Origin of the sequence: Paenibacillus sp. 2TAB26 (genome assembly GCF_052115145.1) — a bacterium.
In the GTDB taxonomy this organism is placed as follows: Bacteria; Bacillota; Bacilli; order Paenibacillales; family Paenibacillaceae; genus Pristimantibacillus.
On sequence record NZ_JBFRGC010000006.1, the window covers coordinates 35,458 to 52,306 of the forward strand.

Genomic DNA, 16,849 nt, shown 5'->3' on the forward strand with positions numbered 1-16,849 from the left:
AACGTATTTGCATGTATAATGCAGGTTAAGTGTGATTTATTGTAAGGAGGACTTAGCTTGTCACCTAGAAATGTAGAAAAAGATAAAATGATGCGTGAAAAAAAGATGCAGCATATTCTCGACTGCGCGCTGAAGGTTATGGCGATTAATGGTTTTCAATTAACGAGCATTCAAGATATAGCGAAAGAAGCAAAGGTTAGTGTGGGTAATGTCTATCACTACTATGCTTCGAAAGAAGAGATATTCAGCGAGGTGCTGCGCTCGGGGCAGACGAATTATGGGAAGTATGTAACCGATTTAGCGGCCATGGATATGGAACCGATCGCTAAGCTTAGGGTAATGCTTACCTCTTGGCTCTCATTGGAGACAAACTGGGCGTTCACGATTCTCATGCATACGGCAAGGTTATCCGAGTCTACTCCGCCAGACATTAAGAAGGCGATCACGGACCGTTTTACAGTAAACCTAGGCCCTGTCGCTGATATTATGAGTGACGGCATACGTAGGGGAATCATCATTGATGAAGATCCCTTGCAGCTTGCTTTTTATTTTGTAAGCCTTATACAAGGCCTGACACTCCAGCGTCCGCCCGATTATGAGGTAAAGGTGGAGATGAATGTTGAGGCGATTATTCGATTATTTGAGATCAAAAAATAGCTTTTTTAGGCATGCGAAAAAAATGTTGACAAAGTTGAAATGATGCCGCAAAATAAGCAACATAACAAACCGAATGAACATTCAAATTGTAGATTGGTTTGACATATGGCGAATCGACCAGACCACTGGAGATTTAACGTTAGTTATTATACGCGTTAAGTCTTTTTATTTTACCATAATACCAAGTAATCAGGTATTAATAATGCAATATTGAATAGGAGGGGCAGCTTATGGCGGCGGAGATGCTCGTAGTACATGAACTTAATAAGACATTTGCAACACCCTCGGGAGATGTCATTGCGCTTGATCGCATTGGGCTTCAGGTGAAACAAGGGGAATTTATTACGATTATTGGACCGAGCGGCTGCGGCAAAAGCACATTGCTCAAAATTGTAGCAGGGCTCGATACCGGTTATGAAGGAACGGTATTGCTGAATGGGAAACCGATTGAAGGACCGAGTATTGAAAAAGGATTTATTTTTCAAGAACCGAGGCTGTTCCCTTGGTTGACGGTGGAGAAAAATATAGCCGCAAATTTATCGCTTCGCAAGCCGGAGGTTCGTAAACGAGTGGATGAGCTCATTGAGCTTGTAAGGCTGAAGGGCTTCGAACACTCTTATCCTCGCGAGTTATCTGGAGGCATGGCGCAGCGTGTAGCTATTGCAAGAGCGCTGCTTCGCAGTCCTGATATATTGCTGCTGGATGAGCCGTTTGGCGCATTGGATGCTTTTACTCGGTCGCATATGCAAGAGGTGCTGCTTGATATTTGGCAGAAAAACAAAACGACGATGTTGTTTGTGACACATGATTTGGATGAGGCGGTATTTCTGGGCGAGCGAGTCGTCATTATGAATCCGCGTCCGGGTCATATTCGAAAAATATTGCCGATTGATTTGCTGTATCCTCGGAAACGAGCAGGCCATGCTTTTCAAGAGATGCGGCACAAGGTGCTGGGTGAGTTTGAGAAGGTTGAGGGGCCGGAAATCGATCAAGGCGCGGATATTTAATAAACTATTTTTCACCAAAAATAAAGATCGTCGGGGAGAGAATGAAGATGAACAGATTACGCCTTCTTACGGCAGCAATTATTGTATTAGCGGTATTTATTAGCGGCTGCGCGGCTTCTGGCAATGGAAATTCAGACAAGAAAGAAACAGGCAACGCGGGCAACAAAGCAGCAAAGAGCTATGACGGAGTTACTGTAAAAATCGGATATCAGGGCAGCGGCGGCTTAATGGGCAAGGCGATTGAGGAGAAATGGTTTGAAGATGAATTTGGCAAGCTTGGCGTGAAAGTGGAGTACGCGGAATTTCAGAGCGGCCCTCCAATGACAGAGGCAATTGCTTCTAACCGTCTTGATTTCGCTGGACTTGGCAATATGCCGATCATTGCAGCACAAGCTGCGGACATTAAATTCACAGTCATTTCTCAGGCGCTCGAAGGCAAAAACAATGTCGCGATCATCGTGCCTAAAGATAGCCCGTTTCAAACGGTTGCTGACTTAAAAGGCAAGAAGGTAGCTGTTGCCAAGGGGAGCAACGCATTTAACTTCCTTTACCGCGGCCTTGAAGGTGCGGGGCTTAAAGCATCGGATTTGGAAATTATTCAACTGCAGCCGGATGAAGCACAGCCTGCTTTTGAGACGGGGAAGGTTGATGCATGGGCGACATGGGAGCCGAACATTACGCTGAACACGCTGCAGGATAAAGCGAAGGTGCTTGCGGACGGCGAACAGCTGGGCGTGCTTTCTCCTTCCTTCAACATTGTTAGAAAACAATTTGCTGATGATTATCCTGAGCTCGTTACCCTGTATCTGAAAGTATGGAACAAAGCGCTTGCTTGGGAAAATGATAATCGTGCCGAATCCACCGAGCGTTATGCGGCAGAGCGTAAAGTGCCTGCGGCATTAATTGAAGCAATCTTCAATCGCTCCAGGACAATTAATATCCCTGTATCGGATGAAATTATTGCAGAGCAGCAAAAGACGGCGGACTTCCAGTTCGACATTAAAGTCATTCGCAAGAAAATCGACGTGTCCACCGTATTTGATAACAAATTTATTGAAGAAGCGTTGAAATAATACACTGAACAAGAGGAATGGGGCGTTTCTTATGGTTGGAGCTGGCTCAGAAAGCGCATTGCATAAGCCCATCAAAGTAATGAAGAGGCGGCCGAGGAGCCGTCTCTCTATTCAAATGGTTAATCTGCTGCTCAGTTTGCTGCTTCCAGTCGGCTTATTAGCTATCTGGCAAATTGCCGGAATGATGGGGAAGCTTAATCCAACGCTGCTGCCAACACCAGGCTTAATTGTGGAGGAATTCGTTCATTTAACTTTATCTGGTGAGCTGGTTTATCATCTCGGTATTTCAGCTCGACGTGCGCTGCTTGGATTTTTGCTAGGCGGAGGATTAGGTTTAGCTGCGGGATTATGGGTGGGGTTCTCCTATAAGACGGAAAGGCTCATTGATCCTTCCTTGCAAATGCTTCGTACTTTGCCCCATTTGGCAGTAGCTCCGTTGTTTATTTTGTGGTTTGGGTTTGATGAGACATCTAAAGTGTTATTGATTGCAAAAGGTGCTTTTTTCCCACTGTACGTCAATACCTTTCTTGGTATTCGTTCCGTAGATGGCAATCTGTTTGACGTTGCTCGTGTGCTGCAGTTTAGCCGCTGGCAAATGATTGCGAAGCTTGTTCTTCCGGCATCGCTTCCTAATATCTTTCTCGGCGTGCGACTTTCTATCGGTGTGGCATGGCTTGGGCTTGTTGTAGCGGAAATGATGGGTTCGAGCTCAGAAATTGGTTTTCTGATTAATGATGCGCGTTATCTCATGATTACTTCGGTTGTATTTGTAGGCATTATTATTTTTGCCGCAGTCGGTAAGCTGACGGATTCGCTTGTTAAGCTGCTTGAGAAGAGGCTGCTAAATTGGCAGGACAGCTACAAAGGAGGCAGCAAGTAATGAGCGAACGAACCGCTTCGCGTGAAATGGGCGCAAAGGCAGCTGGTCGGGACTGGTTAAGCGTTATTCCGAAGCCGCTTCATGGCTGGATTGTTCCGGCTTTCATTGTGATTGTCTGGCAGGCGGTCAGCGGGCTTGGTTTGTTGTCTGAAACACTGCTGCCGGCCCCGTCAAATATTGTGAAGAGCTTTGTGTCATTGTGTGAATCGGGAGAGATGGGGAAGCATCTCGGTATTAGCATGTACCGCGCTGGTTTTGGGTTTCTTCTTGGCGGAGCGCTCGGGCTGCTGCTCGGTTTATCGGCGGGTCTTGGCAAAGTGATGGAGAGGACGCTTGATCCTTCGCTGCAAATGCTGAGAACGGTGCCGCTGCTTTCCGTTATTCCGTTGTTTATTTTGTGGTTCGGGATCGGAGAGTTTTCGAAGGTGCTGCTTATTGGGCTTGGCGCTTTTTTCCCGGTTTATGTGAACACATTTCTTGGTATTCGAAATACGGATGTGAAGCTGTATGAGGTTTCGCGTATTTTCCAATATACGAAGCTTCAGCAGGTAACAAAGCTTATTATACCAGCGGCCTTGCCGAATATTTTATTAGGCGTACGGCTATCGCTTGGCGCTTCATGGCTGCTGCTTGTTGTTGCAGAAATGATGGGGACGAGTGCAGGTATCGGTTATATGATTCAGGATGCAAGAGCATACTCGCAAACGGAAATTGTATTTGTAGGCATAATTTTGTTCGCTGTATTTGGCAAGTTGTCGGATTCGGCCATTCGGCTGCTAGAAACCAAATGGCTTCGCTGGCGAGATACGTATAAAGGATGACAAAATGAATCGTTTGGAGAGGTGGTTAACGGGTTATGGGGAAACGGCAGGAGCAGCTCCATCTCGGAGCATTTATTTATTATACAGGCCATCATCATGCAGGCTGGCGTCATCCGGAGTCGGGTGTTGAAGGAATGTTTGATGTGAAGTTTTATCAGAAGCTTGCGCAAACCGCGGAGCGCGGCAAGTTCGACATGCTCTTCTTCGCAGATCTGCTGTATGCCACTAATGTGGGGCAAGCGGTTGCAGGCATGCTGGAGCCTATTACGCTATTGTCCGCATTATCGGCTGTTACGGAGAAGATTGGGCTGACTGCAACTGTCTCAACCACATACAACACCCCTTTTAATGTCGCACGAAAGTTTTCTTCGCTTGATCATATTAGCGGCGGGCGGGCAGGCTGGAATATTGTAACCTCGCAGCTTGATCTGGAAGCTCATAATTACGGGCAGCCAAAACATCCCGAGCACGGCCTGCGTTACAAGATGGCTCGTGAATTTGTGGATGCCACAACCCGCTTATGGGATAGCTGGGAGGATGGCGCGCTTGTGCTTGACCGGGTGTCGGGTCAGTTTGCCGATGAGTCTAAAGTAAGGCCAGTTGATTACAGCGGGGAATGGTACTCCACGAAAGGACCGCTGAATGTGCCGAGATCTCCTCAAGGTTATCCGGTGCTAATTCAGGCAGGCTCATCAGGTCCAGGTCAAGACTTTGCGGCCAGCATTGGCGAGGTTATATTTACGGCGCAGCAATCGCTGGAAGCGGCAAAAATCTTTTATGAGAGTGTGAACAGCAAGCTTGGAGAGTGTGGAAGGGAACGCGGCAGTCTAAAAATCATGCCAGGCCTCTCCCCGATTCTTGGTGCGACGGAAGAGGAAGCGAAGCAGCGTTACCAAGAGCTGCAGGAGCTTATTCCTGCTGCGCATATTGTCGGCTTCTTATCAGGATTCCTCGGCGTAGATCTAAGCAGCTATTCGCTTGATGATCAGCTGCCGGATATTCCTGATCCTGTTGAAGCATCCAACGGCATGAAGAGCCGTGTTCAACTTATTATGGATATGGCGCGCAAAGATAAGCTGTCGATGCGAGAGCTTGGAAGCAGAATGCTAGGAGCGAGGGGACATTTGCAGTTTGTTGGTACGCCCGAACAGCTGGCTGACCTTATCGAGCTGTGGTTTGAGGACTATGGCTGCGATGGCTTCAATATCATGGCTCCGGTTCTTCCTGGAGGGCTCGACGATTTCGTTCATTATGTCGTACCGATTTTGCAGCAGCGCGGACTGTTTCGTGAAGATTACACGGGAGATACCCTTCGTGACCATCTTGGACTTGAACGTCCAAGCGAAGGGCATTTCCGCAACAAACGTCCTGTGGTACAAGAACAAGCGTAACAAGAGCTGAGCGGCAATAGTGAAAAAAACGCAAAGAAGCAAGCAGGTGGCGCCATGATTAGGCGACGGCTGCTTGCTTCTTTACCGTTGTTACAGGGAAGGGGGGACTAAGGTTTTGTGAATATTCCGCTCTTTAATAAACGCCATCGATTATAAGTAAAATATTTCATGGCAAACCTCCACCTTAAAAATAAGTGATAACGGTTCCAAGACAGCAGCCTCTATTTTATGAAAAATGAATAGGTGACATAGCCGATAGCGATAGCTACCAAACCAAATGCTGCCGTGGAGGAAAGGATACGGAAAAAAATTTCCCACTTATCTCTTTTTGTGTTTCGAATGTCCTTGTCCTCATTCCCCTGCGTCTCATGATGCTCTAGATTATCTTGACGAGGCTTAATGATGGGATCACCCGCTTTCTTTATTCCTTCTCTTTGCTTTGCTTATAAACGACAAGTATAGTGCTGCGCTGATAAGTGTTGCCTGAAGTGGCTGTTTTGATCATGGAGCCGTAGCAAATATTAATGACTTGATCGTCGCTCAGTTCTGCCAAAAACTCATTTGCTCTTTTTTCAGCAAAAACAGAATCGGTATCAATAAATTCTTTTACTTGAATCATATTCGTTGTGTCCTCCCTTACCAAATAAATATACAGATAGGCACCCCGCGTCGATAGCAGAATGCCTTCTGACGTCCACCATAGCATTGCGTACTATAAGTGTCAACAGGGAGATTTAATGATCCATTTTAGACAAAGAAAATAGGGGCAGCTTCGCTAAAATAACGAAGCTGCCCCTATTCGGCTACATGGGTTGTTTAGCTTTTTTCCAGACGCCGCCTTGATCAGGCCTTTCTCCCATCGTCCACCATTTGGCTACATAGGTGTCGCCATTATAAGTGACATATGTCCCTCCTAAATACAAATAGAGAATAAAAAACAGTGTCTATCTTACTAATTCTTACACTGAAACTGATTTATAGAATCCTTTTTTATACTGAGCATTAATCTAGTAATCTCGTTAATTCATGTAAATAAAACTAACATATGTTTTCTTCAATTTAGTAAGGATATGAGCACAAATGAGTGAAAAGTAGAGTTATACCTCGATGGTTACGCTTTTTTGTCTACTTTAATGATTTGTTAACTTATATAACATGAAATAGACTGATGTAGAAGAAAGAGAGAATTATATCGCATAGGAGGAGTTAAACATGACACGAGTTGTAAAGAGCGAGATAGCGAAAAAGATTTTAATTCCACTGCTTGTACTTTCATTGCTTGCAGCGATGGTAGGGGTACTGACAAAAACGGATTTTGTACGCGCGGAGGAAGCGCCGCAATTGCCGACATTTGATATTCCGGCCCTATCCGCTGAACATCAAGCTTCAAGTCTTCCTAATGTTATTGTTGTTGCAACAGGAGGAACGATTGCGGGTAAAGCAAGCAATAATGATCCTACTAACTTCCAGAGCTATGCGGCTGGTACTTATAAAATGGCAGATATGGTTGCTCAGCTGCCTGGGAAAAATAAAATAGCTGATGTTTCTACCTACCAATTCGGTAACAAGGGTTCGAGCGGCTATAGTATTAGAGATCTTTATGATCTATCGCTTGCGGTAGACGAAGCTCTTAAGATTTATGATAGTGCAGTTGTAACGACGGGTACGGATACGATGGAAGAAATCGCGTATTTCCTCGATCTAACCGTTCGCAGTGAAAAACCGGTTGTTGTTACAGGCTCTATGCGTCCATGGGATGTTATTGGAACGGATGCGCCTGCTAATCTCTATCAAGCTATTAAACTAGCTGGCAGCGGTAAAACAAAATGGTTTGGAACAGTGGTCATGTTGAATGATGTCATTTATGCGGCGCGTGAAGTTACGAAGTCAAATTCACACCGTACCGATACTTTTGATGCTCCGATGTTTGGTGCACTAGGTTATGTGGATGACCCGGCTGTTCGTATTTACCGTGCTCCTGCTAGAGCGGCAAAAGCAGGCACACCAGCATGGGCTTCACCATTCGATTTGAAAACCATCTCCAAAGATAGTCTTCCGATAGTAGAAATCGTATACAGCTATCAAGAGGCGGGCGGCGGCGCTATTCGCGGCTTGGTGGAAGACGGAGCGAAGGGAATTGTAACCGCAGGAACAGGCGCTGGCGGCATTTCGTCGAAGCTAAGTGCTGCACGTTCCGCGGCCATTAAGGATAAAGGTGTCGTATTTGTATCGACAACAAGAACAGGCTCAGGCTCTATCTATGATAGCGGCAGCGGAAGTGTTATTGGCGGAGACAACTTGAATGCGGCGCATGCTCGTATGATGTTGTTGCTGTCCCTAGCATTTACAAACGATGTAAACAAGATTAGAAACTGGTTCACGACTTTTGGCACACAGGATGTAGAAATTTCAGTTGATGAAAATACGGTACTAAGCACGACGGTTGAAGAACCAATCGAAGAGCCTGTTGTAACGGAACCTGTCGTTGTTGTTCCTACACCGGAAGCAGAAGTTCCGGCTGTTACAGAAACAACGCCTGAAACAGCACCAGTGACGCCATAATTAGGGGGAGGAGTACGGTTATGACCATAAGAAGTGAATCAACTACAGCAAAGAAAGTTTTCATTCCCCTCCTCATTATGGCTCTCCTCAGTACGATACTGACTGGCTATGCCGGCTCAGTTCGTGCCGAGACTGCAGCACCTCAGCTGCCTACCTTTGATATCCCGGCATTATCCGAGGAGCATAAAGCTTCTCCATTGCCAAATGTCATTGTAGTGGCGACTGGCGGGACGATTGCTGGTAAAGCGAGTAATAATGATCCTACTAATTTCCAAAGCTATGCTGCAGGAACGTATAAAATGGCGGATATGGTAGCTCAGCTGCCTGGGAAAAATAAAATAGCGGATGTCTCTACTTATCAATTCGGCAACAAGGGCTCGAGCGGCTACAGTATGAAGGACCTGTATGATCTCTCCCTTGCGGTGGATGCTGCGCTTGAAATTTATGATAGTGCAGTTGTTACGACAGGTACGGACACGATGGAGGAAATTGCTTATTTTCTCGATCTAACTGTTCAAAGCGAGAAGCCGGTAGTTGTCACGGGTTCAATGCGGCCTTGGGATGTCGTTGGAACGGATGCTCCGGCCAACCTGTATCAAGCAATTAAGGTGGCGGGGAGCGGCAAAACAAAGTGGTTCGGCACGGTCGTTATGCTAAACGATGTCATTCATGCGGCACGCGAAGTAACAAAGAGCAATTCGCACCGGACGGATACGTTTGAGACACCGATGTTCGGCGTGCTTGGTTACGTTGATGATGCAGCGGTACGTATGTATCGTCTGAATGCTAGGGCGCTCAAAGCTGGACAAGCGGATTGGAAAACGCCGTTTGCATTGAAAAATATTTCGAAGGACAATTTGCCTATCGTTGAAATCGTTTATAGCTACCAAGAAGCCGGCGGCGGTGCCATTCGTGCTTTAGTAGCTGATGGAGCCAAAGGGATTGTAACAGCCGGCACTGGGGCGGCTGGTATTTCGTCGAAGATGAGCGCGGCGCGGTCCGCAGCGATTAAGGATCATGGCGTTACATTCGTATCGACGACTAGAACGGGTTCTGGAACGATCACTGGCGGCGGAAACGGCATTATTGCCGGAGATAATTTAAACCCGCAGCATGCACGCATCATGCTTATGCTTTCGCTGGCATTCTCGAATGATTTTGCTACAGTGAAGAACTGGTTTGAAACGGTAGGGACGCAAGATATTAAGATTGATGTGCCTGAAACGCCTGAAACACCTACACCGACTCCAACTCCAACTCCAACTCCTCCAGTAGAAGGTGGTACAGGTGGTTCGGGTGGCAATGTACCAAATAAAGGACAGGTCTCGATTGGTGCGGGCAGCGCAGGTACGCTTGGCTTGGATGATAGCGTTACTGTATCTATTCCAGCGGGTGCGACGAAGGAGCAAATGCTGCTTTCTATCGAGAAACTGACTGAAACGGGCGGCATTGTTGAGCCATCGAGCAAGCGAGTGTCTTCTATTTTTGAAATACTCAAGTCGATATCAGCTGATTTCTTCGTTCCAGTCACGCTGACCTTTAAGTTTGATACCGCTTTGATCAAGAGTGGTCAGACGGCGTCCGTATTCTATTACGATGAGGTGAAGAAGCAATGGGTAGAGATGGGTGGTACGGTAAAGGATAACTTTATTACTGTACAATCTGATCATTTTACTAAGTTTGCTGTATTCGCTGTAGACAAGAAAGTTGAAGAAGTGCCTTCTTTTACAGATATATCAAAGCACTGGGCAGAGGCTGCTATTAAAGAGGCGGTCGCATCCGGAATTGTGAAGGGATATGAAGACGGTACTTTTAAACCGAATAAAACCGTAACACGTGCGGAATTTTCCGTTATGCTGATGGGTGCGTTGAAAGCGGATGGTGCAGGCTCGGTGCTTGCCTTTGCTGATAATGATAAAATTGCGACTTGGGCAAAGGAAGCTGTTGCACAAGCGGTCAAAGCGGACATTATTAGCGGCTATCCAGATGGAACCTTCCGTCCGGGCGCAAACATTTTGCGTATGGAAATGGTGTCAATGATTGCAAGCGGTGCTGGATTAACGTTAGATCCGAATGCGACAACCAGCTTTGCTGATAACAAGGATATCCCGGCATGGGCGAAGGGTGCGATTAAAGCGGTTAGCGATAAAGGCATCATTCAGGGCCGTACGGGCAATGTCTTTGCGCCAAAAGCTACAGCAACGCGGGCAGACGCGATTACGGTTATTATGAATATGCTTAAAAACAAATAATGGCTTAAACAGAAAAAGAGCGGTTTTTAAAGGTTGATTAGAACCTTTAAGAACCGCTTTTTTTACGCCATATCCTAATACACGCATGCGCCCTTTCCCACCACCCAAAGGAGATGAAGATTAACGGGGATCAGGCCAAAGAATCAGGTTAGTGACTTGTCAAAGTAATATAAAAGCTACTCTTTGGAGACGTGACTGCCCCAAACGGCAGCTCCTTCTTTGGATAGTGCGCTGAATGTCATCACATAGCTGAGTGTGCCTTCATTCCACTGACGGAGTAAGACGCCGTGATACAGCGAACCATCAATTGTAAGATCGATAGTAACAGCGCCGGTGCTTTTCCATGAGCCGCTTGTGCTTCCGGAGATTGTGCCGTCTTTGTTGAGAGAAAGCAGTGTTGCTGGTTTTACATCAGCCGTAATGTCTTTGCCATGGTTCACGTATTTGTATTCGCCGATGATTTGCTCGGTCTTCACTTTCTCTGCGGTTTCGCCTGCATAACGATGAGGCGCGACAACAGGCCAGCCTTCCGTGTTCATAAGCATTTGATGGACTCTTATCTCGTGGCTTTCTCCGCGAGATGGAAAACGAGTGTGGAAAATAATAAACATTTTACCCGTGTCAGGCTCGTTGTAAGTGGAGTTATGGCCAGGTGAAGTATAACCCGTCCCAATATTAGCAATTTCTCCGTCGACATTGTCCATTTGGAAATTTCCCATGAGCTTCACTCCATAAGGCACAATAGAAGCATCATCAAACAGCGTTCCGAAGGCGCCAAATGCGTCGATCATTTCCTTGCCCTCTGAATCGAGGAACGGGCCGTCGGGATTTTTTGAGCGTGCCACACGAATGTTGTATCCGCCTGTGGAGTCTAGTCCGCCATAGGAAAGGTATAAATAGTAATAGTCCGTTTCTTTGTTGTACATCATATAAGGCGCCTCGATGCGGCTGTGATTGTTGCCGAGCAGTCGTTTGCCGTAGCCTTGATCGGGAAAGGGCAGACCTGTTTTTGGATTCATTTTCATAATAAAAATACCGCCGGAGTATGAGCCATAAACCATCCATAGAATGCCGTCTTTATCATAAAACAAATTTGGATCGACTACGTTTGGATGTACTGCCGCGTCATACAACGTTCCATCCTCGCTCAACTCATTCCACATGCCCGATTTGAGAATCGTGCCTTTATTTTTATAAGGCCCTTCAACCTGATCGGCAACCGCATATCCAAGCACCGACCGAGGCGAGTCGCCTTTGCACATGCTGTAATACATATAAAATTTGCCGTCCGGCAATTGGATGACATCGCCTGCCCAGAACGTATCAGTCTCGGCCCAAGCTAGCTCCTCGCTCATCTCTGTCAGTACATCCGGTATGATGGGATTCCCTTCATAGACACTGGAGTTCAGCTGCTCCCAGGCCATGAGATCCTTCGACTTCGCCGCAGCGAGATGCGAGCCGAAAATATAGAAGGTATCACGAACTTTGATAATCGACGGATCATGAACGGAGGCGTTAGTGAATAGAGGCTCCTCCACTGTAACCGCTTCCGTTTTTGGTTGGTTTGAAGTATGGCTAGCTGCGGATGGCTGATTGCTCTCCGCTGGTGGAGCTGCATTTCCGGCGTTATTTCCACTGCAAGCGCTCATAAATGTCATTATGCATACCGTTAACAAAATAATGGTTTGTTTTCTCAAGTAGAAAATCCTCCTAGGTTAACATCGGGTTATTACTATAAACATTAATTGATTAATGAATATATTATATTCTAGGTAATAAAAAAAGAGAAGGGCTCAGCCCTTCTCTTATTTCGTCTTAACTGGTTCTTCGAACGTCATGCCGAGCGTGTCTACAGTTACTTTTTTCATCGAAATCGGTGTTTCCGGCATATCGCCTGGGCCGACCTTCTGATTGGCAACCTCATCGACCGCTTCGATGCCTTCGGTTACTTTTCCGAAAGCTGCGTATTCATTATCGAGTGAAGGTGCATCAGCATGCATGATGAAAAATTGCGAGCCCCCAGAATCTGGATCATTCGTACGAGCCATGGAGATAACACCGCGAGTATGCTTCAGCTTGTTCTCGAAACCATTGCTGTTAAATTCGCCTGGAATGCTGTATCCTGGACCACCGGTGCCAGTACCTTCTGGATCTCCGCCTTGAATCATAAACCCTGGAATCACGCGGTGAAAAATAACGCCATCATAGAAGCCTTTATTAATAAGAGAAATAAAGTTGTTTACGGTATTAGGTGCAACCTCTGGGTAAAGCTCAAGCTTAATGATTTTGTCATTGCTAAGTTCAATCGTTACAACAGGATGCTTGTCCGAGCCAAGAAGCTCAGGGCCTTCCTCAGCAGGTGCTTCAGTAGGGGGAGTTGTGCTTGTGTTGCCACTGCCTGATCCTGTTTTCTCATTACTCCCGTTTGCGCCGCAGCCTGATGCTACAATAATCAGAGTTAGTGCAAGAAGAAGCATGATCCCAAGACGTTTGTTCTTAAACAGCATTTCAATATCCTCCTTAAATTTGCGAATGCAAATGACCTTGAGACGATCCGGTTCGCGCAGCATTCACCTTTTATATCCAACTTGTATAATATCATATTGCGTGATTTAAATGCGAATCCATTGGAGTTATCATTGTGTTGAAAGTCTCTAATAAGCTTAAGGTCTTGCGCGACAAGCGCTGATTCGCTATAATCACATTAATTCAGTCGAAGGGATTGGGTCTTATGTACACATTCCAATTGAATCAGCTTCATCATTTCACCAAGCGTTAGCACCCCTGATCAACATTCAGGGTGGGCTAGCGCTTCTCGCGTTGGCCTCCCTGCAGCATACGATGCGCGCAGGACCAAGAGGTCCTGCGCGTTTTTTTTATTCCAATAACGTAGTGAGAGGAATGATCGTGATGCAAAATGTAAAGGGAACCTATGATTATTACGGCAGGGAGCAAGCGCTTAGAAGAAAGATTCAGGAGACTCTGCGGGAAAAGTTTGAGCTATATGACTTTGATGAGATGGTGTCTACCGAGCTGACTGATCTTGCTTTCTTGACATCCAAATATGCAGGCGGCGATGAGATTGTTAAGGAAATGTACCAGCTTACAGATCAGCGAAAACGACGATTAGGCTTGCGCTATGATTTGACGATCCCTTTTGCCAAGGTGATGGCATTAAATCCGAGTATTGAATTGCCTTTCAAGCGATATGAAATGGGGAAGGTGTTCCGTGACGGTCCCGTTAAACGCGGGCGGCTGCGAGAATTTTTGCAATGTGATGTGGATGTTGTTGGGGTGAAGGGGCCGGAAGCTGAGGTGGAATTGATGCAGCTGGCTGTCGATGTGTTTCACACCCTGGAGCTGGATATCCAATTAAAATGGAATAATAGGCGGTTTCTTGGCGAAATGCTTACAGCAATTGGCGTCGAGGGGGCGGATTCGTTGTCGGTTATGCTGACTTTGGATAAGCTCGCAAAAATCGGAATAGACAGTGTGAAGGCGGAGCTTGCTGAGAAGGGTTTGGCTGGCGGGGTCATTGCTGCGATTTTAGAGTTGATTGAGCTGGAGGAGCCTACACTAGAGACGTTGATAGATAAATATGACCTGCAATATAGTGCTGGGGCGCAGGAAGTAATCGAGGTTCGTGATATTTTGTGCAAGCTTGGATTAGAGTCTGTTTGTGTGTTTGACCCTTTTCTCTCACGCGGGTTATCTTTCTACACAGGTACGGTTTATGAAATATTTGATGCTTCGAACGGCTTCGCATCGAGCCTTGGCGGCGGCGGTCGGTATGATGCCATTATTGGACAGCTTATAGGCAGGGATGATGCTGAGTATGCAGCGGTCGGCTTGTCGTTTGGGATGGAGTCAATTATGGCTTTGCTTGAAGAACGTTACGCAGCTGCAGCGAAGGCTTCGGTTAACGTAGTGCTCATTCCCGTAAGCGTAACGGCGGCAGAACTGCTGCAAACCGCAGCGGATTTGCGTGCGAGCGGCATTCGAGTGAAGCTCGATTCTAGCGGACGAAAGCTGAAAAATATACTTGCTTCGGTAGCGAACAGCGGTATACGTTACGCTCTTCTGGTGGGAGAGGCGGAATGGAAGGCAGGCTTAGTACGCTTGAAGGATATGGAGAAGCGGGTCGAAAGGGAAATGAGCGTCGATGAAGCTATTTATATTTTAGAAAAGGTAAGTGGATGAGGATCGATAAGTTAAAAAGTTTTATATTGGAGCAGCCAAGTTGTACTCGTCTTCTTTATCTTGGCTGCCCGTCATGACATTACGAGAGCTAGAGGAATAGTCGTTATAGGAAAGGGAATAGGATGCTGATCAGCTTGCGTCGTTTGGTACGATCCTTTGCTGGGAGCGATGCGGCGGCGATATGCTGCTGAGGGTATTGCAGTGCGTCCATGCTTGCGGTTAGCTGAGTCAGAACGAGCCTAAGCTCGTCGAGCTCCTGCCGGTGGCTGAGCAGCTGGTAAGTGACGACTTCATCCGCTTTCTGAGACAGGGAAGCTTCCAAACGGCTCAGTCGGTGGAGCAGTTCCTCGCGATCCTCGTATACAGGTACAGATGCCTGCAGATCTTGTGGAATGGGAGAAAGATTAATGTCTTGCAGGCTGATCCCTTCCTCCAATTCTTGCTTAATCAGCTGCAGGTTATGAAGAGCCGTCTCATCAAAGGTATAGTGACCGAGCGTATCCTTGCCGAAAGAAGAGGGGAACTGGGATATCCAACGTCTGACTGTTGTTTCACTGACAGCAAGAAGCTGAGCGGCTTCTTTGGTTTTTAACAACGCCATTGTCATCACCTCGCTTATTAATTACTAGAGTTATTCGTGCCGAAAACATGCTCTCCTGCACGGCTGACAAAGGTAGTGGTTAATCGCTAAAAGAAGTGATCATCCGATTGTTTTTTCATGCTCGCAGCAGTAACGCGAATATTGCGGCAATTAAAAAAGAAGCTTTCTTATCCACGCTCTGAGTGGGGAAGAAGGCTTCTTTATTTGCGGGATATATTAACTGAAGCGGTTAAGACCTAAGCAGAACTTTACAGCAGCTTCTGTACATATCGTTCGATTTTCTCAGGCGTATCCTTTGATCCGAAGCGCTTTAATACCTTGCCGTTCTGGTCGACAAGAAATTTGGTGAAATTCCATTTGATCGACCTTGTGCCGAGGAAGCCGCGTGCTTCATTCGTCAGGTGCTGGAATAAAGGGTGCGCAGTGCTGCCGTTTACATCCACTTTGGAGAATAAAGGGAACGATACTCCGAAATTGATTTCGCACGCTTCTGCAACCTTGCTGTCGTCGCTAAGCTCTTGATTGGCGAATTGCGATGAGGGGAAGCCTAGTACAGAAAAGCCTTGTTTATTGTAGGTGTCATGAAGTTTTTGAAGACCTTTGAATTGCGGGGCGAAGCCGCATTTGGTAGCTGTATTTACGATGAGCATGACCTTGCCTTTATAAGGGGCTAGAGTCTGATTTTCGCCTCTAATGGTCTTTACTTCAATATTGTATAAGGACATAGGAACAACCTCCATCAACCGATTTTATATTTTTTGTAATTTAATTGTACTCAATCTATATAGAGGTGTCAAATGAAATAAATAGAGGTGAGTTAGCTTGTGCCCAGAGGCTGTTTTTATTGGTCTGTAAATGAATAAGAGGCCGCCCCTATTTGCTAGGGACAGCCTCTGGCTTGCTTTTAATAAAGAACTTTATATGCACCCGACTGAAGTAGCAGGGCTCCTGCTGCGGCTTCGTTATCAGTGTCAGCCACTAGCAAGTAGTAGCCTTGATCGACAGCTTCTTTGCACGGTTCGATGAATTTGTCTTCTATGCCAATATCGTGGAGTACGTCTTTAGTATCAGGCTCATTATCGAGCTTCACGGCGCCTGCGGCAATGCCGGTAGGGCCGCCGTTTAGGCCAGTGCTTCCGGCGGTATAACCTGAACCTGCTGCAAATGGAGCGGCGCTAAGCGGAGTAATTGTTCCGGATTGGTTCACCTCTTGCGCTTCTCGAATTTCATAAACTTCCTCAATAGGGATGCTTGAATCGGAAACAAGAAGCGGAGCCGATTCCTTGTTCTTCAGAACGATTCTAAGATTATGTCTATTTGTTCTCGCTGCTTGAAACCGTTTGATCGCTTCCAAGACACCTTCTTCTTTGTCAAATACTCCAATGGCTGTCGTCATAGGGGAGTT

The 16,849-nt window shown here is 46.4% G+C and carries 16 protein-coding genes; 9 read left to right on the top strand and 7 right to left on the bottom strand.

Annotation, left to right across the window (positions count from 1 at the left end; genetic code table 11):
• Positions 1–57 precede the first annotated feature (57 nt).
• From AB4Z50_RS07635 to AB4Z50_RS07660, 6 genes are all read left to right on the top strand, one after another.
• A complete protein-coding gene (locus AB4Z50_RS07635; RefSeq protein WP_441877665.1) occupies positions 58–657 on the top strand; it encodes a TetR/AcrR family transcriptional regulator in 600 nt (199 codons plus the stop codon).
• Between the two features lie 230 nt (positions 658–887).
• On the top strand, positions 888–1,664 hold the full coding sequence (locus tag AB4Z50_RS07640; RefSeq protein ID WP_076268513.1) for an ABC transporter ATP-binding protein: 777 nt from the start codon (positions 888–890) through the stop codon (positions 1,662–1,664).
• A 47-nt stretch (positions 1,665–1,711) separates the two neighbouring features.
• Positions 1,712–2,737 carry an aliphatic sulfonate ABC transporter substrate-binding protein gene (locus AB4Z50_RS07645; protein ID WP_441877668.1) on the top strand — a complete coding sequence of 342 codons (1,026 nt, stop codon included), beginning with the start codon at positions 1,712–1,714 and terminating at the stop codon, positions 2,735–2,737.
• A 115-nt stretch (positions 2,738–2,852) separates the two neighbouring features.
• Complete coding sequence (locus AB4Z50_RS07650; RefSeq protein ID WP_441878015.1) at positions 2,853–3,617, top strand: ABC transporter permease; 765 nt, start codon at positions 2,853–2,855, stop codon at positions 3,615–3,617.
• The gene (locus AB4Z50_RS07655) at positions 3,617–4,438 is read left to right on the top strand and encodes an ABC transporter permease (RefSeq protein WP_441877670.1); all 822 of its coding nucleotides are present in this window, start codon (positions 3,617–3,619) and stop codon (positions 4,436–4,438) included. Before AB4Z50_RS07650 ends, AB4Z50_RS07655 begins: the two co-directional genes overlap by 1 nt.
• A 35-nt stretch (positions 4,439–4,473) precedes the next feature.
• Positions 4,474–5,829, top strand: a complete 1,356-nt coding sequence (locus tag AB4Z50_RS07660) for an LLM class flavin-dependent oxidoreductase (RefSeq protein WP_441877672.1) — start codon at positions 4,474–4,476, stop codon at positions 5,827–5,829.
• Positions 5,830–6,250: 421 nt separating this feature from the next.
• Here the strand turns inward: AB4Z50_RS07660 and AB4Z50_RS07665 are convergent, their stop codons facing one another.
• Positions 6,251–6,448 carry a sporulation protein Cse60 gene (locus tag AB4Z50_RS07665; protein WP_076268509.1) on the bottom strand — a complete coding sequence of 66 codons (198 nt, stop codon included), beginning with the start codon at positions 6,446–6,448 and terminating at the stop codon, positions 6,251–6,253.
• Between the two features lie 184 nt (positions 6,449–6,632).
• Positions 6,633–6,752, bottom strand: coding sequence for a carbohydrate-binding protein (locus tag AB4Z50_RS07670; RefSeq protein WP_441877675.1), 120 nt, complete (start codon positions 6,750–6,752; stop codon positions 6,633–6,635).
• 289 nt (positions 6,753–7,041) lie between these two features.
• Here AB4Z50_RS07670 and AB4Z50_RS07675 point away from each other — a divergent pair, with 289 nt between their 5' ends.
• Positions 7,042–8,391: an asparaginase gene (locus AB4Z50_RS07675; RefSeq protein ID WP_441877677.1), complete on the top strand. Its 1,350-nt coding sequence runs from the start codon at positions 7,042–7,044 to the stop codon at positions 8,389–8,391.
• Between the two features lie 20 nt (positions 8,392–8,411).
• Entirely contained in the window at positions 8,412–10,643 is a 2,232-nt protein-coding gene (locus tag AB4Z50_RS07680; RefSeq protein ID WP_441877679.1) for an asparaginase domain-containing protein, read from the top strand.
• Between the two features lie 176 nt (positions 10,644–10,819).
• On the opposite strand, the gene AB4Z50_RS07685 is transcribed toward AB4Z50_RS07680, so the two are convergent.
• Positions 10,820–12,301 carry a glycoside hydrolase family 43 protein gene (locus AB4Z50_RS07685; RefSeq protein WP_441878017.1) on the bottom strand — a complete coding sequence of 494 codons (1,482 nt, stop codon included), beginning with the start codon at positions 12,299–12,301 and terminating at the stop codon, positions 10,820–10,822.
• Between the two features lie 147 nt (positions 12,302–12,448).
• Positions 12,449–13,150 (bottom strand): peptidylprolyl isomerase, encoded by a 702-nt coding sequence (locus tag AB4Z50_RS07690; protein ID WP_441877681.1) that lies wholly within the window; start codon positions 13,148–13,150, stop codon positions 12,449–12,451.
• A 403-nt stretch (positions 13,151–13,553) separates the two neighbouring features.
• On the opposite strand from AB4Z50_RS07690, the gene hisS reads away from it, so the two are divergent.
• Positions 13,554–14,843 (top strand): histidine--tRNA ligase, encoded by a 1,290-nt coding sequence (gene hisS, locus AB4Z50_RS07695; RefSeq protein WP_441878019.1) that lies wholly within the window; start codon positions 13,554–13,556, stop codon positions 14,841–14,843.
• A gap of 103 nt (positions 14,844–14,946) precedes the next feature.
• Here hisS and AB4Z50_RS07700 read toward each other — a convergent pair whose 3' ends face one another.
• The 3 genes from AB4Z50_RS07700 to AB4Z50_RS07710 form a co-directional block, all read right to left on the bottom strand.
• Positions 14,947–15,444, bottom strand: a complete 498-nt coding sequence (locus AB4Z50_RS07700) for a MerR family transcriptional regulator (RefSeq protein WP_441877683.1) — start codon at positions 15,442–15,444, stop codon at positions 14,947–14,949.
• Positions 15,445–15,692: 248 nt separating this feature from the next.
• The gene (locus AB4Z50_RS07705; RefSeq protein ID WP_339206340.1) at positions 15,693–16,169 is read right to left on the bottom strand and encodes a glutathione peroxidase; all 477 of its coding nucleotides are present in this window, start codon (positions 16,167–16,169) and stop codon (positions 15,693–15,695) included.
• Between the two features lie 179 nt (positions 16,170–16,348).
• On the bottom strand, positions 16,349–16,840 hold the full coding sequence (locus AB4Z50_RS07710; protein ID WP_441877685.1) for a hypothetical protein: 492 nt from the start codon (positions 16,838–16,840) through the stop codon (positions 16,349–16,351).
• Between the last annotated feature and the right edge of the window lie 9 nt (positions 16,841–16,849).